At 65.5% G+C, this 17080-nt stretch carries 24 protein-coding genes and 1 riboswitch; of the genes, 8 read left to right on the top strand and 16 right to left on the bottom strand.

The window, feature by feature from the left end:
* Positions 1-63: 63 nt before the first annotated feature.
* On the top strand, positions 64-900 hold the full coding sequence (gene dapD / locus RSE14_RS12585) for a 2,3,4,5-tetrahydropyridine-2,6-dicarboxylate N-succinyltransferase (protein WP_324074169.1): 837 nt from the start codon (positions 64-66) through the stop codon (positions 898-900).
* On the opposite strand, the gene RSE14_RS12580 is transcribed toward dapD, so the two are convergent.
* A complete protein-coding gene (locus RSE14_RS12580; RefSeq protein ID WP_324074168.1) occupies positions 878-2173 on the bottom strand; it encodes a dipeptidase in 1296 nt (431 codons plus the stop codon). The two genes, dapD and RSE14_RS12580, sit on opposite strands and share 23 nt — an antisense overlap.
* A gap of 52 nt (positions 2174-2225) precedes the next feature.
* On the opposite strand from RSE14_RS12580, the gene RSE14_RS12575 reads away from it, so the two are divergent.
* Both RSE14_RS12575 and RSE14_RS12570 read left to right on the top strand, forming a co-directional pair.
* The gene (locus RSE14_RS12575) at positions 2226-2666 is read left to right on the top strand and encodes a cupin domain-containing protein (protein ID WP_324076919.1); all 441 of its coding nucleotides are present in this window, start codon (positions 2226-2228) and stop codon (positions 2664-2666) included.
* A complete protein-coding gene (locus tag RSE14_RS12570) occupies positions 2663-3058 on the top strand; it encodes a DoxX family protein (RefSeq protein WP_324074167.1) in 396 nt (131 codons plus the stop codon). Before RSE14_RS12575 ends, RSE14_RS12570 begins: the two co-directional genes overlap by 4 nt.
* A gap of 51 nt (positions 3059-3109) precedes the next feature.
* Here RSE14_RS12570 and RSE14_RS12565 read toward each other — a convergent pair whose 3' ends face one another.
* Both RSE14_RS12565 and RSE14_RS12560 read right to left on the bottom strand, forming a co-directional pair.
* Positions 3110-3361: an SWIB/MDM2 domain-containing protein gene (locus RSE14_RS12565; RefSeq protein ID WP_324074166.1), complete on the bottom strand. Its 252-nt coding sequence runs from the start codon at positions 3359-3361 to the stop codon at positions 3110-3112.
* A gap of 30 nt (positions 3362-3391) precedes the next feature.
* Positions 3392-3979: a YbhB/YbcL family Raf kinase inhibitor-like protein gene (locus tag RSE14_RS12560; protein ID WP_324074164.1), complete on the bottom strand. Its 588-nt coding sequence runs from the start codon at positions 3977-3979 to the stop codon at positions 3392-3394.
* A 263-nt stretch (positions 3980-4242) separates the two neighbouring features.
* Between RSE14_RS12560 and RSE14_RS12555 the strand changes: the two genes are divergently transcribed.
* On the top strand, positions 4243-5691 hold the full coding sequence (locus tag RSE14_RS12555; RefSeq protein WP_324074163.1) for a S41 family peptidase: 1449 nt from the start codon (positions 4243-4245) through the stop codon (positions 5689-5691).
* A 22-nt stretch (positions 5692-5713) separates the two neighbouring features.
* Here the strand turns inward: RSE14_RS12555 and RSE14_RS12550 are convergent, their stop codons facing one another.
* Both RSE14_RS12550 and RSE14_RS12545 read right to left on the bottom strand, forming a co-directional pair.
* Positions 5714-6121, bottom strand: a complete 408-nt coding sequence (locus tag RSE14_RS12550) for a GFA family protein (RefSeq protein WP_324074162.1) — start codon at positions 6119-6121, stop codon at positions 5714-5716.
* Positions 6118-6567: a COG3650 family protein gene (locus RSE14_RS12545; RefSeq protein WP_324074161.1), complete on the bottom strand. Its 450-nt coding sequence runs from the start codon at positions 6565-6567 to the stop codon at positions 6118-6120. The genes RSE14_RS12550 and RSE14_RS12545 overlap by 4 nt, the downstream gene beginning before the upstream one ends.
* Before the next feature lie 64 nt (positions 6568-6631).
* Between RSE14_RS12545 and RSE14_RS12540 the strand changes: the two genes are divergently transcribed.
* The gene (locus RSE14_RS12540; protein ID WP_324074160.1) at positions 6632-7870 is read left to right on the top strand and encodes an FAD-binding domain-containing protein; all 1239 of its coding nucleotides are present in this window, start codon (positions 6632-6634) and stop codon (positions 7868-7870) included.
* Here RSE14_RS12540 and RSE14_RS12535 read toward each other — a convergent pair.
* Positions 7867-8100 (bottom strand): hypothetical protein, encoded by a 234-nt coding sequence (locus tag RSE14_RS12535; protein ID WP_324074159.1) that lies wholly within the window; start codon positions 8098-8100, stop codon positions 7867-7869. The genes RSE14_RS12540 and RSE14_RS12535 overlap by 4 nt on opposite strands.
* Positions 8101-8204: 104 nt before the next feature.
* The gene (locus RSE14_RS12530; protein WP_324074158.1) at positions 8205-8417 is read right to left on the bottom strand and encodes a cold-shock protein; all 213 of its coding nucleotides are present in this window, start codon (positions 8415-8417) and stop codon (positions 8205-8207) included.
* Positions 8418-8944: 527 nt separating this feature from the next.
* Between RSE14_RS12530 and RSE14_RS12525 the strand changes: the two genes are divergently transcribed.
* Positions 8945-9412, top strand: coding sequence for a YaiI/YqxD family protein (locus tag RSE14_RS12525; protein ID WP_324074157.1), 468 nt, complete (start codon positions 8945-8947; stop codon positions 9410-9412).
* Positions 9413-9435: 23 nt separating this feature from the next.
* Here the strand turns inward: RSE14_RS12525 and RSE14_RS12520 are convergent, their stop codons facing one another.
* The 4 genes from RSE14_RS12520 to RSE14_RS12505 form a co-directional block, all read right to left on the bottom strand.
* The gene (locus tag RSE14_RS12520; protein WP_324074156.1) at positions 9436-9990 is read right to left on the bottom strand and encodes a hypothetical protein; all 555 of its coding nucleotides are present in this window, start codon (positions 9988-9990) and stop codon (positions 9436-9438) included.
* Positions 9991-10052: 62 nt separating this feature from the next.
* Entirely contained in the window at positions 10053-10733 is a 681-nt protein-coding gene (locus tag RSE14_RS12515) for a hypothetical protein (protein ID WP_324074155.1), read from the bottom strand.
* Between the two features lie 240 nt (positions 10734-10973).
* Positions 10974-11180, bottom strand: coding sequence for a hypothetical protein (locus RSE14_RS12510; protein WP_324074154.1), 207 nt, complete (start codon positions 11178-11180; stop codon positions 10974-10976).
* Between the two features lie 85 nt (positions 11181-11265).
* On the bottom strand, positions 11266-11508 hold the full coding sequence (locus tag RSE14_RS12505; RefSeq protein WP_324074153.1) for a cold-shock protein: 243 nt from the start codon (positions 11506-11508) through the stop codon (positions 11266-11268).
* 262 nt (positions 11509-11770) lie between these two features.
* Between RSE14_RS12505 and RSE14_RS12500 the strand changes: the two genes are divergently transcribed.
* The gene (locus RSE14_RS12500) at positions 11771-11905 is read left to right on the top strand and encodes a hypothetical protein (protein ID WP_324074152.1); all 135 of its coding nucleotides are present in this window, start codon (positions 11771-11773) and stop codon (positions 11903-11905) included.
* A gap of 15 nt (positions 11906-11920) precedes the next feature.
* Here the strand turns inward: RSE14_RS12500 and RSE14_RS12495 are convergent, their stop codons facing one another.
* The 4 genes from RSE14_RS12495 to thiC form a co-directional block, all read right to left on the bottom strand.
* Entirely contained in the window at positions 11921-12316 is a 396-nt protein-coding gene (locus RSE14_RS12495) for a DUF6632 domain-containing protein (protein WP_324074151.1), read from the bottom strand.
* Positions 12317-12424: 108 nt separating this feature from the next.
* Positions 12425-12697, bottom strand: a complete 273-nt coding sequence (locus RSE14_RS12490) for a hypothetical protein (RefSeq protein WP_324074150.1) — start codon at positions 12695-12697, stop codon at positions 12425-12427.
* A 97-nt stretch (positions 12698-12794) separates the two neighbouring features.
* Complete coding sequence (locus RSE14_RS12485; RefSeq protein ID WP_324074149.1) at positions 12795-13358, bottom strand: hypothetical protein; 564 nt, start codon at positions 13356-13358, stop codon at positions 12795-12797.
* Between the two features lie 53 nt (positions 13359-13411).
* Positions 13412-15283 carry a phosphomethylpyrimidine synthase ThiC gene (gene thiC / locus RSE14_RS12480; RefSeq protein ID WP_324074148.1) on the bottom strand — a complete coding sequence of 624 codons (1872 nt, stop codon included), beginning with the start codon at positions 15281-15283 and terminating at the stop codon, positions 13412-13414.
* 40 nt (positions 15284-15323) lie between these two features.
* A riboswitch (TPP riboswitch) is annotated at positions 15324-15433 on the bottom strand.
* Positions 15434-15483: 50 nt separating this feature from the next.
* Here thiC and RSE14_RS12475 point away from each other — a divergent pair.
* Complete coding sequence (locus RSE14_RS12475; RefSeq protein ID WP_324074147.1) at positions 15484-16104, top strand: hypothetical protein; 621 nt, start codon at positions 15484-15486, stop codon at positions 16102-16104.
* A 21-nt stretch (positions 16105-16125) separates the two neighbouring features.
* Here RSE14_RS12475 and RSE14_RS12470 read toward each other — a convergent pair whose 3' ends face one another.
* Positions 16126-17067: a MipA/OmpV family protein gene (locus RSE14_RS12470; RefSeq protein ID WP_324074146.1), complete on the bottom strand. Its 942-nt coding sequence runs from the start codon at positions 17065-17067 to the stop codon at positions 16126-16128.
* Positions 17068-17080 lie beyond the last annotated feature (13 nt).

The following is a 17080-nucleotide window of genomic DNA, read 5'->3' as shown; positions in this document are numbered from 1 at the left end:
CTTGCCGTGTGTCTTCGGCGCGTCTAGGCGCGCAGGCGTATTTCTGACCGCCGGAGACCTCGCATGACCGACACCCTGATCGCCGCCATCGAAGCCGCTTGGGACGACCGCGCCTCGGTCACCCCCGGTCACCCCGTGGGCGAGGCGGTGGAGGCTGCGCTCGCGCTGCTCGATAGCGGTGCGGCGCGTGTGGCCGAGCCGGACGGCAACGGCGGCTGGCGCGTCAACCAGTGGCTCAAGAAGGCCGTGCTCCTCTCCTTCCGCCTCAACGACAACGGCGTTGTCGACGGCGGCGCGGCGAGCGCGCCCGCCTATGACAAGGTGCCGCTGAAGTTCACCGGCTGGGACGAGGCGCGGTTCCGCGAAGGCGGTTTCCGCGTGGTGCCGGGCGCGGTCGTCCGCCGCGGCGCGCATATCTCCAAGGGTGCGGTGCTGATGCCGAGCTTCGTCAACATCGGCGCCTACGTTGGCGAGAACACCATGATCGACACCTGGGCCACGGTCGGCTCCTGCGCGCAAATCGGCGCCAACGTCCACATCTCGGGCGGTGCGGGGATCGGCGGCGTGCTCGAACCGCTTCAGGCCGAACCCGTGATCATCGGCGACAACGCCTTCATCGGTGCCCGCGCCGAAGTCGCCGAAGGTGTGCGCGTGGGCGAAGGCGCGGTGCTCTCGATGGGCGTCTATCTCGGCGCCTCGACCAAGATCGTCGACCGCGCCACCGGCGAAGTCCACATCGGCTCCGTCCCGCCCTATGCCGTGGTCGTGCCCGGCTCGATGCCCGGCAAGCCCCTGCCCGACGGCACCATGGGGCCGAGCCTCTACTGCGCGGTGATCGTCAAGACCGTGGACGCGCAGACCCGCTCCAAGACCGGCATCAACGAGCTGCTGCGGGACTGATCAGCGTCTCGATCGGGGCCATGTCCGCGACGCTCGCGGCATAGGCTTCGGCCGCGCGCATCACGCGCAGGATGTTGCGGCTGGCAATCATCTCCAGCTCGGCCTGCGAATAGCCGCGCTTGGCGAGTTCGGTGAACAGCGCCGGATAGCCGCTGACGTCCTCCATCCCGACCGGGCCGATCGGCATGCCGTCATAATCGCCGCCGATCCCGATATGCTCGACCCCTGCCACCTTGCGGATGTGGTCGATATGGTCGGCAACGTCGGTGATGGTGCTCTTGGGCTCGGGGTTCGCGGCGAGCCATGCCTCCATCGCCTTGGTGGCGGCGGCGGGATTGCCGAGGTGCACGGCCCTCATCCGCGCCAGCTCGCCCGCACGGCGCGCGTCCCACTGGCGGATATCCTCGTTGATGAAGCGCGGCAGAGCGACCACCATCACCACGCCCCCGTTCTGAGGCAGGCGCGCGAGCACGGCATCGGGCACGTTGCGCGGATGCGGGGTTACGCCCCGCGCGCCCGAATGGCTGAAGATCACCGGAGCCTGCGCCACATCGAGCGCGTCCATCATCGTGTCTTCGCTGACATGGGAGAGATCGACCAGCATCCCCAGCCGGTTCATCTCGCGCACCACATCCTTGCCGAACTCCGTCAGCCCGCCATGCAGCGGCGCGTCGGTCGCCGCATCGGCCCAGGGGATGTTCGAATTGTGGGTCAGCGTCATGTAACGCGCGCCCATCGCGTGGAACTGGCGCAGCACGGCAAGGCTCGATCCGATCGAATAGCCGCCCTCCATCCCCAGCAAGGACGCGATCTTGCCCTCGCGCATCGCGGTTTCGACCTCGTCGGCCGTCAGGGCATAGCGCATGGTCTCGGGGTTCTTCGCGATCAGGCGCTTGGTGACGTCAATCTGCTCGATGGTCTGCTGGATCGCGGCAGGCTCGTTGGCATTGTGCGGCACATAGACCGACCAGAATTGCGCGCCGACCTTGCCCTTTTTCAGCCGGACGAGATCGGTGTGCATCGCCCCGTCATCGCCGCCCACGTGATCGTGCTCGTCCATCGTGTCGGTAAAGTCGAAGGCGTTGATCTGGTTATTCTGGCGCGAGCGCAGCTGGCCGGGAGCGTCATTATGCCCGTCGAACACCGGCGCGGCATCGAGCGCGGCAGCGGCGGTGGCGGCGGCCTGCTCCTCGCTCACCTTCTGCGCAGACAGGGGCGCGGCGACGATCAGGGCCACGGCAAGGGCAAGGCGCGAGGGCAGGAAAGATTGCATCGTGGCTGTTCCCGAAGCTAGAGCGCCCGAGGATACGGGCAAGGAATGGGCCATGGATAGCGCGAGCGGATTGATCGAACAATTGGGGCTTGCGGCCCATCCCGAAGGCGGGTGGTATCGCGAGACGTGGAGAGGGGACGCAGGCCCGGATGGCCGCGCGCAGGGCACCGCAATCATCTTCCTGCTGCGCAGCGGCGAAGCCTCGCACTGGCACACGGTCGATGCGGCCGAGCTGTGGTTGTGGCAGGCGGGCGATCCGGTCGAACTCCGCCTTGCCGCCGATGATGCGGGTCCGGCGCGCTCGGTGATCCTTGGCGCTGACATTGGCGCGGGGCAGCAATTGCAGGGCCTCGTTGCACCCCATGAATGGCAGGCCGCGCGCCCCTTTGGCGAGCCGGTGCACGGCTACAGCCTCGTCTCCTGCGTGGTGGTGCCGGGGTTCGACTTTGCCGGCTTCCGGCTGGCTGAGCCGGGCTGGGAACCGGGCGCATGATCCGCGCGATCCTGCGCTGGATTTTGGCGGTGTTCTATTTCGCGGCAGGGGTGGTGCACCTCATCAAGCCTGCCCCCTTCCTCACCATCACCCCTGACTGGGTGCCAGCGCCTGAAGCCGTGGTGCTGCTGACGGGCGTGGCCGAAATCCTCGGTGCAATCGGGCTGGTGCAGCCCTTTTCGGCCAGGCTGCGGCAGGCGGCAGGGTGGGGCCTTGCGCTCTACGCGCTGTGCGTGTGGCCGGCCAATATCAACCATCTTCTCATGGACATGGGCCGTGCCGACGGCGGGCTGGGCCTTGCCTATCACGTGCCGCGCATGTTCGCCCAGCCGGTGATCATCTGGCTCGCATGGTGGGTGAGTCGCCCAAACGAAACGGCGCGCGAAGCCTGAAGGCCGCGCGCGCCGTGTCTGTGGCATCCCGCCGGAAGGCGGGCGCCAGTCTTAGCTGAGGTGCTTCGAAACCGCAGCGGTCATCTTGAACATCGAGATCTGGGCGTTGCCGATCACCGCGCCAAGCTTGGCATCGGGATTGATCTGACGCTTGTCCTTGCTGTCCTGCAGGCCGTGGGCCTTGATGTATTCCCACACCTTCGAGGTCACCTGGGCACGGGTCATCGGGCCCTTGCCGATCACCGCTTCGAGTTCACCCGAAAGCGTCACCGGCTTCTGCAGTGCGTTGGTCGTACCAGCCATCTTCTACTCCCTTGTCTTAGTGGCAGTTACTTAAATATCGTCGTCTTCCCAGTCCGCATCGTCATCCCCGCCGCCAGTAAAGGTGGCGTGGAGCACCGCGCAGGCCGTGATCGACCCTTGCAGTGATGCGAGCAGTTCCGCCCGGCTTGCACCCGGCATCAGCACGAGCGGCAGGTCGGTGGCGAAAATCTGGAACAGGTAGTGGCGCGTCTCGCCTTCCGGCACATCGGGCAGCAGCCATTCGGAATTGCCGAAAGCATTCTTGCCCGTGCGCGGCGGCACTTCGCCTTCGAGCAGCTTGCCGCGCTGGGCCGGCAGACCCCACACCAGCCAGTGGCAGGCGGGATCGGCGCTCTTGGCGGAGGCTTCCTCGACCACGATTACCAGTTCCTGTGAACCCGGCGGCGGCGCGCTCCATTCCAGCGGAGGCGCAACCGCGTCCTCTTCGGCAGCTGTGAAGCTGCCGTCGAGCTCCTCGCCCGCGGCGAAGGCCGGACTGGTCAGCGCAAAACCGCCGCGTCCGAGCACCTCGGCCGAGCCGAGCGCCAGCACCGCGAGGCCGGAATGGCGCGCGGAAACGGGCACACGGGGTGCAAGCCAGGCAGGGAAATCAGTCATGATTGAGTCGTTGCATCGCCCTCCTGCTAGTCCCTTCACGCCCGAGAAACGAGATGGGCGGGGGTGGTTTTTGCCGGATTCTGAGGAAAACCTTCGCAAAAGCAGGCCTGCGCAGCCCCCAATCCGTGATTTTCCCTAGGATTTTCGCGCCCGCTTGCCCTCGGGCGCGCTTCATTGCATCCATTGGGCATCCCGGGTGCGTAGCAGCAAAGCCTGCTGCATCCCGCCCAACAGCTGCCATTTTCGCCGGAGTCGCTCGTCCCATGAATGCCGCCCGTACCGCGCTCAGCTCCGTTCTCGCGATTGCATTGGCAAGCTGTGGCGGCGGCGGATCGTCCACCACACCGCCCACCGGTGGCGGTGGCGGCACGCCTCCTGCCACGGGCGGCTGCTCGCTGGCCGCGCAGCAGGACTTTGCCGACAATGTCCTCAATGAATGGTACCTCTTCCCCGATCTGCTCGCGAGCGTGAACCGGTCGAGCGTCACCACCTTGCAGGCCTATCTCGATGCGCGGGTCGCCCCGGCGCGGGCGGTCAGCCGGGATCGCGGCTTCACCTTCGCCACCTCGATCGCCGAGGAAAACGCGCTGATCAGCTCGGGCTCCTCGGCGGGCTTCGGCATCCGCCTGTTCTATGACACGGCAGCCAATCGCGTGTTCGTGACCGAGGCGTTCGAAGGCGCCAACGGACTGGCCGCAGGGCTCGACCGCGGGACCGAGATCACCGCCATCGGCACCACCGCCAACCCGCTGCAAAGCGTCTCCAGCCTGATGGCAAGCGGCGGGCCGCAAGCCGTGGTCAATGCCCTCGGCCCCACCACCGCCGGCACTGCGCGCGTGCTGCGCTTCATCCAGCAGCCCGGCGGGCCGACCATCGAGCGCTCGGTGACCAAGACCGACTTCGCGCTCGATCCGGTGTCCGACCGTTACGGCGCGGTGATCCTCAATGATGGCCCCAAGCGGGTCGGCTATATCAACCTGCGCACCTTCATCGTCGCCGATGCATCGAACCAGCTGCGCAGCGCCTTCGGCCAGTTCCGTGCGCAGGGGGTGAGCGAAGTCATCATCGACCTGCGCTATAATGGCGGCGGGTTGGTGGAAGTGGCCGAGGTGATGGGCGATCTGCTCGGATCGGGCCGCACCGGACAGGTGTTCGGCCGCACCGTGCTGCGCGCCTCCAAATCCGCGCTCAACACCACCCGCACCTTCCGCAGCGAAGCCAATGCGATTGCGCCGACGCGGCTCGCCTTCATCACCACCAGCGCCAGCGCCTCGGCCAGCGAGCTGATCGCCAATGCGATGATCCCCTATCTCGGCACCAACATGGCGCTGGTGGGCGGCAACACCTTTGGCAAGCCGGTGGGGCAGGACGGGTTTGACCTCGCCGCCTGCGATCTGCGCATCCGCGCGCTGACCTTCCAGACGGTGAACGCAAACGGCCAGGGCGAATATTTCAACGGCCTCGCGGGCGTGGTGCCCAATTCCTGCCGCGCCGGAGACGATATCACCCGTCCGCTGGGCGATACGAACGAGGCCTCGATCCGCACCGCGCTCGATTTCCTCGCCGGACGCAGCTGCACGCCGATCGCAGGATCACCCAAGGGCGCGGACGAGGCGCAGCGCGCGCGTTCCGGCCTCGATCTGCCCGATCGCCTACCGCTGATGTCGGACCGCCCCCGCGCCGGGCAGTTCGAAGTGCCCGGGATGTTCTAAAGCCGCGTTCTAGAGGCGCGTTCTAGAGCCCTTGGGGCACCGTCTCGAAGCCGGGAATATCGCCCAGCTCCACCCAGTCCTGCTTGCTCTTGGTGTAGCAGTGGAAGGCGGGCTTGAGGATGCTGGTATCATCCAGCGTTCCGGCCTTGATGAACATCATCCCCGGCGGGCTTTCGACCCGCGTGAACACCGGCGATCCGCAGGTGCCGCAGAACTGCCGCCGCACGGTCGCGCCGCTGTCGCCGGTGTCGTTATAGGTGGTGAGCTCGCCCTCGTGGCTGACGGCATCGGTGGGCACGCCGATGATCACCGAAAGGCTCGATCCCGCCTGCCGCTGGCAGTTCTTGCAATGGCAGGTGACGCAGAGCAGCGGATCGCTCTCGCAGGTGTAGCGCACCTTGCCGCACAGGCAGCCTCCGGTCATGGTCATGGTGTGTCTCCCTCGGATGAACCTTCGCCGCCGGTGAACGGCTGGCCTGTGGTATAGCCGCAGCCCTGCAATGTCTCCCCGCCCAAAGCGATAGTGGCGACGAAGGGATAGCGCCGGTCGCTCATCTGGTCGGAGCATTGCCCGGGGGTGAGCGCGGCGGTGAGCGGCTTGCCATCGAGCGTGCCGTTAAAGCCCAGCCCGCCATTTCCGGCAAAGCGGGTGACGGCGATTGGCGTACCGTCAGGGTTCTCGGGCGTGGTCCACAGCGCGGTGTCGCGGGTGATCCTGAGGTTCCAGAACGGCTCGTTGCCCATCAGCGTCACCACCTCGTCGGGTGACACCGCATCGAAGGCCTTGCCTTGCGGATCGATCCCGTCGGTCTTGGCAGGGGTACAGGCGGCGGCCAGCGCGAGCGCGGCGAGCAGCGGAAGGCGGCAGGGTTGCATGAAAGTCTCTCCTCACTTGCAGGAATAGGGCGGAACCGCGTGCGCGCCAAGGCATTGCCCGCCCATGGACTTCACCCCTTCCCGCGCGCGCGGCCTTGCGCGCCTCGCCGAATTTCTGCCCGCCGCCGGGCGCCACTATGCCGAAACCCGCAACGCCGATGATGGTCCGGCCGCAGAAGGCGCGCGTGGCAATGTCAGCCAGTTATCGCCCTGGCTCCACGCCGGTTTGATCGGCGCGCCCGAAGTGCTGGAGGCGGTGCTCGGCCAGCATTCCCCGCGGGCGGCGGAGAAGTTCATCGCCGAGGTGTTCTGGCGGCTCTACTTCAAGGGCTACCTCGAACAGCGCCCCCAGATCTGGGACGATTACTGCAAGGGCCGCGACCATGGGCTCGCCGCGCTGGAGGCGAATGCCGGCCTGCGCAAGGCCTATGCTGAGGCGGTGGAAGGGCGCACCGGCATCGCCGCCTTCGATGTCTGGGTGCAGGAGCTGGTAGAGACCGGCTACCTCCACAATCACGCGCGGATGTGGTTTGCGAGCATCTGGATCTTCACGCTGAAGCTCGACTGGCGGCTGGGTGCGGACCTGTTCCTCAGGCACCTGATAGACGCCGATGCCGCCTCGAACACGCTGTCGTGGCGCTGGGTCGCGGGGCTGCACACCAAGGGCAAGCACTACCTCGCAAGGCCTGAGAATATCGCGCGCTACACCGCCGGACGCGAGGGTGGTCCGCTGGCCGCCGAGGGCTTGGCAGAGGATGCCGAACCGCTCAACGAGCCGCAGGAATATGCCCGCCGCCTGCTCGATCTGCCGCCGCCGACAAGCCCTGAGGATTTCGCGGAGCCCTTCGCGCTGCTGCTGCATGACGAGGCCGCGCATCACGCCCCGCTCGCCCTGCCGCAAGCACCCGCGCTGGTGATCGGCGCGGGGCGGGCCGCGGCGCGCTCGCCCGGTGCGCTTGGCACCCATGCCGCGGCTTTCGCGCAAGGGGCGCTGGCGGGCGGGATGGCCGAGGCCGCAGCGGCGTTCGGCTGTTCTGCGGTAGAGTGGAGCGCGGGCGAGCCGCTTGCGCCGCTGCTCGAAGCCGCAGGCGTCAGCCGCATCGCCGTGCCTTACTTACCCGCCGGATGGACCCGCGATGCGCTCGCGCCGGAGATTGCGGCACTGGCATCCGGGGGGCGCGTGATCACCCTCCTGGGCGATCTCGACCGCGCCACCTGGCCGCATGCCAAGGCAGGGTTCTTCGGGGTAGCCAAGCAGATCGACGCTCTGCTGGCGACATGCGGGATTTCCGGGGCGCGCTAGAGCGCTTCGGCCACCGGAGCTGTAGCTTCAGCCTCGTTCGCGCGCTTTTCCGCGCGTTCGCGATCGGCCTTTTCGCGCTGGATCGCAGTCTTGCGCGCCTGTTCGGCAAGCCCCCGCCACGTCTTTTCGGAGCGCAGTTCACGGTCGCGCACATTCTCGAGCGTCGCCTGCGCAGCAAGCGCGGCGGCTTCATCAGCGCGTTCGCTGTAGAATTCGTAGGTCTGGGCCATGGGGGGTGTCCTGCCGGGAGAGGGGGGAAGGCGGGAGTGCGTCAATCAGGGGGTGGCGAAGGGGCGAGGCACGCTCTGGCGCCCCGCCCCCTGCCGGTATCATCTTAGTCAGCAGCCGAGAGGTTCACGGCGCTTTCCTTGCCGTTGCGGCCACGCTCGAGCTCGTAGTTCAGACGCTGGTCCTTATCGAGGCTGTGCATGCCGGCGGCCTGCACGGCGGTGATGTGGACGAAGCTGTCCGACGAGCCGTCGTCGGGCTGGATGAAGCCATAGCCCTTGTCGGTGTTGAAAAACTTGACGGTTCCGGTCTTGCTCATGGTGTGTTCCTTTCAAGAACAACATGTTGCCCGCAAGGCACTGGCCAAGCGGGTGTGCCTTGTGCCCGGCGGGCACAAAGCGTCGTGCGTAATCGTCCGATGAAAGGAAGTCGTCGTCTGGTTAACGCCGGGGCCGATGGGTGGAACCCGAGGCAAGCGGCGGAGCGCAAATTTCGAAGTCCGTCGCAAATTTCGACGTCAGCGGCGGAGTGTATAGCACACAATGCCCGAAAGACCTAATCGCGCAGGCCAAGAGGGGGTCAACGCGGGATCATCAGGGGGTCATCCGGGGGTCATCCGGGGGTCAAATCGGGGCTGGAGGGGGCCTGAAACCGCGTGATTTTCGCGTATAATACTGATTTTACTGTATTTTCAATGTTTCACGCGGGGAAAACGCCGCAAGCCCGACAGTGAGGGGCCAAAATCGCCCTCAGGCACCCAAGCCGCGAGGATGGCGCACATCGCATCCGTAGGAAAGCCAGCCAGCGCCCCTTACCCTGCCCGCCCCGCGCGGCTAGACTGGCGCCATGTCACCCATCACCATTCTGATCGATGCCGATGCCTGCCCGGTGAAGGACGAGATCTACCGCGTCGCCGACCGGTTCCGCGCCGAGGTGCGCGTGGTCAGCAACGCGCCTTTCCGCATCCCCGACAGCCCGCGCATCAAGCGCGTGGTGGTGAGCGACAGCTTCGACGCGGCGGATGACTGGATCGCGGAAGCCGCGGATGGGCTGCCCAAAGGCAAGTGCGTCGTCATCACCGCCGACATCCTGCTCGCCGAACGCTGCCTGAAAGCCGGCGCGCGGGTGCTGAAACATAATGGCGAGGAATTCAGCCACGCCAGCATCGGCGGCGCCATTGCCACGCGCGCGATCATGGCAGACCTGCGCGCCGGCATGGACGGGATCGGGGGCGGCCCCGCCCCCTTCAGCAAGACCGACCGCTCGCGGTTTTTGCAGGCGCTCGATCGGGTGCTGGTGGGGCTGGCGCGTTAAGGCATGGTGCCAGCGGCCCGGCCTCAATATGCAGGCTCCATGGCATCGGGATAGACCTTCTCGAGATTGAACTGGACCGACGGATTTACGGTATTGGCCCAAGTCGAGAGGTCATCGTTCCCCGAAGTTTTCTGGGAGCAGATCGCAAATACCGTTCCGTTATCGGTCAGACACAGAACACCGTTCTCATCATAGGTCCATTTGCCGCCTGCAGCCTCATCATCATAGGTGCCGTCCGCGTTGAAATGGACCCAAATGGACGGCCTTCCAGTAGCGCTGATCGTGTATTCGCCCAAAGGCGCAGGATCCACCTCCGCTGCCGCGGCCTCTGCTGCTTCCACCGCCTCGGCTGCAGCTTCCTCCACGGCCATTGCATCGGTGGCGACATCGGCTGGCGGCTCGGCGGCTGGTTCAGCCGGGGCGAGCGCGCCGACGATGAGCAGGAAGACAAACAGCACGCCGGGAATCACCGCACCAATCACAACCCCGATGGTGGAGAGCGATTTGGCCTCCTTGATGGTGCTCACATCGAAATCGGCGCGATCATCGCCAATCGGTTCATTTGCGCTTTCAACCATCTTCCCTCGCCTCCTTTGCGAAGTCCTTGGAAGGATTCCCCATCCGGCCAGCCCGGACGCGCCTACATCCCGTCTGCCAGAGCGCCGACCACATCCCCGATCGCGCCCGCGTCCAGGGTTTCTTCTGTCGCAGCATCCTCGTCGAGCATCCCCGACAGGTCCGAAAGGTTCGTGTTGAGATCGCCCGCAGCTCCCGCTTCGCTGACCGCCAGCGACCCTGCAAAGGTGAGGCCGGGAATCTCCTCGCGATATGCATTGTCCTCGAACAGGTCATCGCGCTCGAGGTCCATGGCATAGCGCAGCGCCTCATGGACCGCAGCGATCGACACGAGCACGAAAGTCTCGATTTCCTTGAGATCCTCGACCCGCTTGGCGCTGTATTTCACGCCGACCAGCAGGTCGGCGAAAGACTGGCGCTTGCCGAACAGGACCTTGAGGAAGAACAGCACGACGTCGCGAATGAGCCGCAGGTAGAACAGCACAACATCGAAGAAGATGTAGCCCGTTGTCCGGGCCAGCGCGACGCTCCAGCGGTTGCGCAGGCGGTTGACCTGCGCCTGGAACGCATTGGCGACCGACAGCGCGGTGAAGGAATTGCCGGTTATCGCTCCGGCGTGGCGCTGGATCTTGAAGCTGCCGAGACCGGCGCTGTTGAGAGCAGCCAACTCGTCCGGTTCCAGTTCGACCCGAAAGACCGAGAAGAACCGCCCACCTTCCTGATAGCGCTTGCGCCGCACATGCATAACAGAGCCCCCACCCTGCCAAGCCCTCATGAAAATCCGCGTTCACCGCAGAATATTGCGCCCACGCAATTGGCTTGGAGATGAAAGGCTACATTGCGCACCAATGAGTGGCAAACGCTTTCTCTCAAGATTTCAAGGACAAGAATATGTCTGCGCCCATTCATCTGGACCTGTGCGTAAAGCCCCGCTCCGGTGCGGGCGGAAGCCGGGCCTCCGCGCCGCCAGCCGCGATCCGCGTGCTCAGCGCGCGACATATTCCGCAACCGGCTCGCCTGTCACGAACCGTCCGGCGCCGACATCCACGCCGCCATCTTCGCGCAGCGCCTGGATGCGGCCTGCGAGCAGGGCGATGGTGTCGCCATAGGCGGCGCGGGGGGCTTTGAGGGTGGTGCGGGCCTTGCCGATCAGGGCGATCTGGTGGGCGTGGAGCAGTTGGTTCATGTCCATCGGGCGGACCTTTCTTGCCGGAGGAAAAGGCAGGGGCTCCCGGATTGCTCCGGAAGCCCCCGAGTGCGGGCCGAAGCCCGCCGCGTCAGCTCTGCTGCTTGGCAGAATTGTCGCTTTCGCCCTGTTCCATCTGGAGGTTGATCGCATGGACCTTGCCCCCATCGATCTGGCGCGTGTCATAGCCGTAACGCTGATTGGCGCGCGGTTCCTGCGCCTGCTGTTGCAGGTCGGACTTGTTGAACGAGAGCACGTCGCCGCCCTTGTCCGGTGTGATCGTCCCGGAGCCCTTGCCGGTGTCGTAGGACTTGATCTTGCCATACTGGGTCATGATGATGCTTCCTTTCGTGTCCGCACGGGAAGCCGAATGTGACAACTTGCGCACGGGGCCAAGAGTCACATAAAAGTGATCTGCCGTTATTATTTGGCAGTCTTTAAATCATGTTTGACTGGTAGCCTTATTGATATGGTGTCGCCGCGAATAATTACAAGACTAAATATTTTAATTGATCTTTATTTGTTCATGGCGATTGACTTGTTGTCAGGAGGGGCGCACCGCAACCCTCGGGCATATCGCCTGCAAGGAACATCTCATGGCCAAGGGCCAACAGCGGAAGAGCCGGGAAGCGCGCAAACCCAAGAAGGACGCCGGCCCCAAGACGAACGCCAGCCAGCCGAGCCTCAAGCCCGGCGGGATCAAGGGGCTGGAGAACATGCGCAACAGCTGAGGTGGCGGGTGCCGGCTAGGGTGTTGGCACGGCTTCACCGCGCTGCGCCATCGGCAGCAGCACGGCAAAGGCGATCGTGACCAGCAGCAGCGCCGGGACATCGCCCAGCAGGTGCCCGTGGTGCATCGGCGCTTCCAGCGATTGCACCGCCATGATGGCCGCGTGCACCGCGCTCGACACGGCGACGAACCAGATCAGCGAGGCATGCCGCAGCGGATCGCGAGCGGCGAGGATCATGAACACGCCGAGCGTCGCATAGACGCCCACGATCATCATGAAATATTGCGAGGCCGCCGGCGGCCCCTCGTGCCATGCCCAGCCGCTCGGCCAGACCATCGCCAGCGGCCCGACGAGGCAGAACACCACCCCGAAGGCGACAAGCAGGATTTGCAGCAGGCGGTATACGGTCATTATGTGGATCCCCCGAGGGGCCACCATGCATTCCGGCCCGCTGCAGGTGTCTGCCCTTTTGCCCGCAGGGTCAATGCAGCGGCGTCCGTGCCCGGGGATGGCGCATAATCAGGCCGCGCGGGCTGCGAGCAGGTTCCACAGCCCCGCGAAGATCGTGCCGAAGGCAAAGCCGAGGCTGGCGGTGAGCGCAACGAGGCCCGCCGCGACCACCAGATCAAACGGGCCGACCGTCATCGTCATATGGATCATGTGGAGCCGCAGCACGAAATCGAGCACCGGCTGCCCCCAGCCCGCCAGTACCAGCACCGCCCACATGAAATGCAGCAGGCCGAGCATGGCACCGGTCGAAAGCCCGGTCTTGATCGTGTTGATAGGTCGCATGGTATCCCTCCTGCGCCGTGCCGATGGGGCACCGGTTGGGAACCATCCTAGCGGAAGGGGACCTGCGCGAATTGATCTGGCGCAAGCGGCGCGCGAGCTATTGCCCCGCCTGCGTCAGCACGGTGCGGTTGCGGCTGAACCATTCCTCGCCCGCATCGTCGAGGAAATCGACCTCCTTGAGCGTCACGAGGCTCGCCCCGTCGCGGGTGGTGGTCTCGCGGATGCGCGCCGGGCGGTTGTCGTCCTCGGCTTCGCGGACAGCGATGATGGTCCAGTGCGATGCATCGGTGGCGGCTGCGAGCGTGAGGGTCGCAGCTTCGAACCAGGGCGTGCGACCGGCGCGGAAGCCGGAGTTGTATTCGGTCACCCCGTCCGCGCCCAGCATCGACATTCCGGTGATGAAGACATTGCCGACCCGCGGCCCGTCATCGAACACGGAGCGTCGGGTGAGGGTGTTGCGATCCCCTTCGAGCGTGACGGTGACGGTCACGGGGATGCCCTCCCACTTGCCCGACGAATAGTCGAGATACTTGAGCTGCCCCTCCCATGCCCCCGCCATCGAGGCGCGGGCTTCGGCGATAGTGAGCGCAGGTGCTTCCTGCGCGGCGGAGGGAACAGCAAGGGCAACAAGAACAGCGGCGGCGGAGGCGATACGCATCATGGCATTCTCCTGACGAGACCCGAGCTACGCAGGCCCCCGCCATCCGGCTGCAATCAATCGTGCTCGCGGTCTCCCGCGCCGACATAGAGCTGGTTGCCGACTTCGCGGAACTTGGCGCTCATTTCGGCCATGCCCTTTTCGGCTTCCTCTTCGCTGGCGACGAAGGTTTCGATCCCGGCGTTCTGCTTGGCGGCGAAGTCGCGCACTTCCTGCGTGATCTTCATCGAGCAGAACTTCGGGCCACACATCGAGCAGAAATGCGCCGACTTCGCGCCTTCGGCCGGAAGCGTCTGGTCGTGATACTGCTCGGCGGTTTCCGGATCGAGGCTCAGGTTGAACTGGTCGCGCCAGCGGAACTCGAAGCGCGCCTTGGAAAGCGCATCGTCGCGCACCTGTGCCGCCGGGTGGCCCTTGGCCAAGTCTGCCGCATGGGCGGCAAGCTTGTAGGTGACAACGCCGACCTTCACATCGTCGCGGTCAGGCAGGCCGAGGTGCTCCTTGGGCGTGACGTAGCAGAGCATCGCCGTGCCATACCAGCCGATCTGGGCCGCACCGATGCCGCTGGTGATGTGGTCGTAACCCGGCGCAATATCGGTGACGAGCGGCCCGAGGGTGTAGAACGGCGCCTCGCCGCAGGCCTCCAGCTGCTTTTCCATGTTCTGCTTGATCTTGTGCATCGGCACGTGGCCGGGGCCTTCGATCATCACCTGCACGTCCTGTTCCCAGGCGCGCTTGGTGAGTTCGCCCAGGGTGTAGAGCTCGGCGAACTGGGCTTCGTCATTGGCGTCGCGGATGCTGCCCGGGCGCAGGCCATCGCCCAGCGAATAGGCGATGTCGTAGGCCTTCATGATCTCGGTGATCTCGTCGAAGTGCTCGTAGAGGAAGCTCTCCTTGTGGTGGGCAAGGCACCACTTGGCCATGATCGAGCCGCCGCGCGACACGATGCCGGTGACGCGCTTGGCGGTCATCGGGATGTAGGGCAGGCGCACGCCGGCATGGATTGTGAAGTAGTCCACGCCCTGCTCGGCCTGTTCGATCAGCGTGTCGCGGAAGATTTCCCAGGTCAGCTCCTCGGCAATCCCGCCGACCTTTTCGAGCGCCTGATAGATCGGCACGGTGCCGATCGGCACGGGGCTGTTGCGCAGGATCCATTCGCGGGTGTCATGGATGTTGCGACCGGTGCTGAGGTCCATGATCGTGTCCGCGCCCCAGCGGGTCGCCCAGACCATCTTGTCGACTTCGCTCGCCACATCGCTCGCCACGGCGGAGTTGCCGATATTGGCGTTGATCTTGACGAGGAAGTTGCGCCCGATCGCCATCGGCTCGCTTTCGGGGTGGTTGATGTTGTTGGGAATGATCGCGCGGCCGCGTGCGACTTCGCTGCGGACGAATTCCGGCGTGATCACCTCGGGGATTTCCGCGCCCCAGCTCTCGCCGTCGCGCACCCAGTCCGCCGCCAGCTCGCGCCCCAGGTTCTCGCGCTCGGCGACATATTCCATCTCCGGGGTGATGATGCCGCGGCGGGCATAGTGCATCTGGCTGACATTCATGCCCGCCTTGGCGCGCAGAGGACGCTTCACGGTGTTGGGGAACTGCGGGACGCCGCCCGAGCGATCGGGGCCAAGCTGGCCATTGTCCTCCGGCTTCACCTCGCGCCCGTCATAGGCCTCGACATCGCCGCGCGCCATGATCCAGTCGCGGCGCAGCTGGGGCAGGCCGGCGTTGATGTCGATATGGGCATTGGGATCGGTATAGGGGCCCGAGGTGTCATAGACCCGCACGCTAGGCTCATCGCCTTCAAGGTCGATCTCGCGCATCGCGACGCGGATGCCCGAGCCGGTGCGCGCACCGACATGGACCTTGCGGCTGCCACGGATCGGCCCGGTGGTGACGCCGATTTCGACGGGGGAATTGATGTCGGCCATGTGCTCGTCTCTCTCCAACGGGCGGAAAGGGGGGCACATGTGGCGCGAGCCTGCCCACTCCCTCCGCCGATGCTAATCGGTTCAGGTTCGACGGGTCGGGCAGAGCTTACCTGCCCCTCTCAGCGCAAGCGCGCTCCCCGGGGATGGTTGCTGGATAGGCCCGGCAGAGTTATGAGTCCAGCGGGGACGCGACCGGGGGAATGATGTTGAAAGAAATCGCCAGCATGGCCGTCATTGGCGCCTTGGCCGTCACCGCCATGCCTGCGGCTGCGGCAAAGCCTGTCTGGTCGTGCCAATATGCCAAGGACCGCGTGGTGATGACCGCCAGCATGATGCCCGATCCCGCACCTCCCGGGCAGAGCCAGCCGGCCAGCACGATCACGCTCAAGGGCAATCTCCAGCTGGCGCTCACCCAGACCTATTACGTACCGGGCCAGCCTCTCACCGATACCGGCGACGGCAGCTTTTCGCTCAAGGGCTATATCGTGGACAATGGTGCGGTCATCATCTTCAGCCCGGAGCGCCAGATCGCCAGCAGCGAGTGGACCATCGAACGGCGCGAGCCATCGGGGCGGTGGACAGGGATGTTCATGAACAGGCCCGTCGCCGACGGAATCGGACGCCCAGTGACTGCCGCATTCAACGATCTGACCGGGGCCACACCGCCGGAATATCTGCACTTCCGCTTGATGCTCCCGCCGAAGTTCTACGAGACGAAAAAATACTTCGCGCGCGTTCCCGTGGCGGAGTTCAAGGCGCTACATGCCAAGGGGGTGGCCAAGGCACAAAGCGCCACATCGACGACGCTGGCAAAGTGTTGATCGGCACGCCCCCCGCTCCGCTCAGAACGTATAGCCCACGCCCAGTCCGGTGATGAACTGGTTCGCATTGCCGCGTGCTTGCGTGTAGGGCGTGTCGGCCGCGTCGCCCAGCAGGCGCGAATAGCCGCCGACGCCGAACACGCTCCACCCGCCGTCGAGCGCATTGCCGCTGAGGTCGTAGTTGAGGATCGCCAGCGTGCCGATGCGGTTCAATCCGCCCTCGGCGGTGAAGGTGGGCAGGCCGCTCGCCAGCCGCTGCGCGGGCGTGACCGAGAAATAGTAATCAGCAAAGCTGTCATCGACGAATTCGATGCCGGTCTGCACCTGCAACACGAAGGCCTTGCCGAGCGGGCTGGCGTAGCTGATCTGCGGCTCGATCACCGTGCCCTCATGCGCGCCCAGCACGTCGCGGCGGGCCTGGATGCCGATGCTGAGCGTATCGAGCGGCTTGAACACGCCGGGGAAGGACACCGCGGCATTGAGCCCGACTTCGAGCGCTGCATCGAGCTTGCCCGCGGCCTCGACCACATTGTCGCCGACGTCGAGATTGCGGTCATTGCGGAAGCGGACAGTGGGGCCAAAGGCGAGACGGGTCTTGCGCTTGCCGAGCGTGGGCTTGGCCGAGAGCACGTCGAGCGTGATGCCGGCGCCATTGGGCCGGATGCCGACCCCGCCGACGCGCCCCACCACCAGCGGCAGGGGGAAGGCGATATAATTGTCCGAACCCGCATAGCTCGGCACCAGCCCGGCGCCGAGGCCGATGGTCGCCCAGGTCTCGTCATAGACCGGCTTGGTGAAGGCCAGCGAAACCGGCGCGGCGGGCGGCGGCGCGGGCTGTTCGGCAGCGGCTTCGGTATCGGTGCCAGCGTCCGCTTCGCTCGTATTCGCGTGGGCGGGGACGACAGCCAGCGTCAGCAGAGCCAGCGGGCCGAGCGAGGCAAGGGGGGCGGAGAGAGGCTTCATCGGGCAATCCTTT

The organism is Erythrobacter sp., assembly GCF_035194505.1.
Taxonomy (GTDB): domain Bacteria; phylum Pseudomonadota; class Alphaproteobacteria; order Sphingomonadales; family Sphingomonadaceae; genus Erythrobacter.
The sequence above is the reverse complement of the archived record's forward strand: the minus strand, read 5'-3'. Positions and strand labels throughout refer to the sequence as shown.

Coding starts and splice junctions, on each gene's coding strand:
- thiC (WP_324074148.1), bottom strand. CDS start 15,283: ATGGCCGACATCAATTCCCCCGTCGAAATCGGCGTCACCACCGGGCCG.
- RSE14_RS12500 (WP_324074152.1), top strand. CDS start 11,771: ATGGCCAAGGGCCAACAGCGGAAGAGCCGGGAAGCGCGCAAACCCAAG.
- RSE14_RS12505 (WP_324074153.1), bottom strand. CDS start 11,508: ATGACCCAGTATGGCAAGATCAAGTCCTACGACACCGGCAAGGGCTCC.
- RSE14_RS12560 (WP_324074164.1), bottom strand. CDS start 3,979: ATGACTGATTTCCCTGCCTGGCTTGCACCCCGTGTGCCCGTTTCCGCG.
- RSE14_RS12530 (WP_324074158.1), bottom strand. CDS start 8,417: ATGAGCAAGACCGGAACCGTCAAGTTTTTCAACACCGACAAGGGCTAT.
- RSE14_RS12490 (WP_324074150.1), bottom strand. CDS start 12,697: ATGCGACCTATCAACACGATCAAGACCGGGCTTTCGACCGGTGCCATG.
- RSE14_RS12525 (WP_324074157.1), top strand. CDS start 8,945: ATGTCACCCATCACCATTCTGATCGATGCCGATGCCTGCCCGGTGAAG.
- RSE14_RS12545 (WP_324074161.1), bottom strand. CDS start 6,567: ATGCAACCCTGCCGCCTTCCGCTGCTCGCCGCGCTCGCGCTGGCCGCC.
- RSE14_RS12510 (WP_324074154.1), bottom strand. CDS start 11,180: ATGGACATGAACCAACTGCTCCACGCCCACCAGATCGCCCTGATCGGC.
- RSE14_RS12555 (WP_324074163.1), top strand. CDS start 4,243: ATGAATGCCGCCCGTACCGCGCTCAGCTCCGTTCTCGCGATTGCATTG.
- RSE14_RS12580 (WP_324074168.1), bottom strand. CDS start 2,173: ATGCAATCTTTCCTGCCCTCGCGCCTTGCCCTTGCCGTGGCCCTGATC.
- RSE14_RS12470 (WP_324074146.1), bottom strand. CDS start 17,067: ATGAAGCCTCTCTCCGCCCCCCTTGCCTCGCTCGGCCCGCTGGCTCTG.
- RSE14_RS12570 (WP_324074167.1), top strand. CDS start 2,663: ATGATCCGCGCGATCCTGCGCTGGATTTTGGCGGTGTTCTATTTCGCG.
- RSE14_RS12475 (WP_324074147.1), top strand. CDS start 15,484: ATGATGTTGAAAGAAATCGCCAGCATGGCCGTCATTGGCGCCTTGGCC.
- RSE14_RS12540 (WP_324074160.1), top strand. CDS start 6,632: ATGGACTTCACCCCTTCCCGCGCGCGCGGCCTTGCGCGCCTCGCCGAA.
- RSE14_RS12485 (WP_324074149.1), bottom strand. CDS start 13,358: ATGATGCGTATCGCCTCCGCCGCCGCTGTTCTTGTTGCCCTTGCTGTT.
- dapD (WP_324074169.1), top strand. CDS start 64: ATGACCGACACCCTGATCGCCGCCATCGAAGCCGCTTGGGACGACCGC.
- RSE14_RS12550 (WP_324074162.1), bottom strand. CDS start 6,121: ATGACCATGACCGGAGGCTGCCTGTGCGGCAAGGTGCGCTACACCTGC.
- RSE14_RS12535 (WP_324074159.1), bottom strand. CDS start 8,100: ATGGCCCAGACCTACGAATTCTACAGCGAACGCGCTGATGAAGCCGCC.
- RSE14_RS12565 (WP_324074166.1), bottom strand. CDS start 3,361: ATGGCTGGTACGACCAACGCACTGCAGAAGCCGGTGACGCTTTCGGGT.
- RSE14_RS12515 (WP_324074155.1), bottom strand. CDS start 10,733: ATGCATGTGCGGCGCAAGCGCTATCAGGAAGGTGGGCGGTTCTTCTCG.
- RSE14_RS12495 (WP_324074151.1), bottom strand. CDS start 12,316: ATGACCGTATACCGCCTGCTGCAAATCCTGCTTGTCGCCTTCGGGGTG.
- RSE14_RS12520 (WP_324074156.1), bottom strand. CDS start 9,990: ATGGTTGAAAGCGCAAATGAACCGATTGGCGATGATCGCGCCGATTTC.
- RSE14_RS12575 (WP_324076919.1), top strand. CDS start 2,226: ATGGATAGCGCGAGCGGATTGATCGAACAATTGGGGCTTGCGGCCCAT.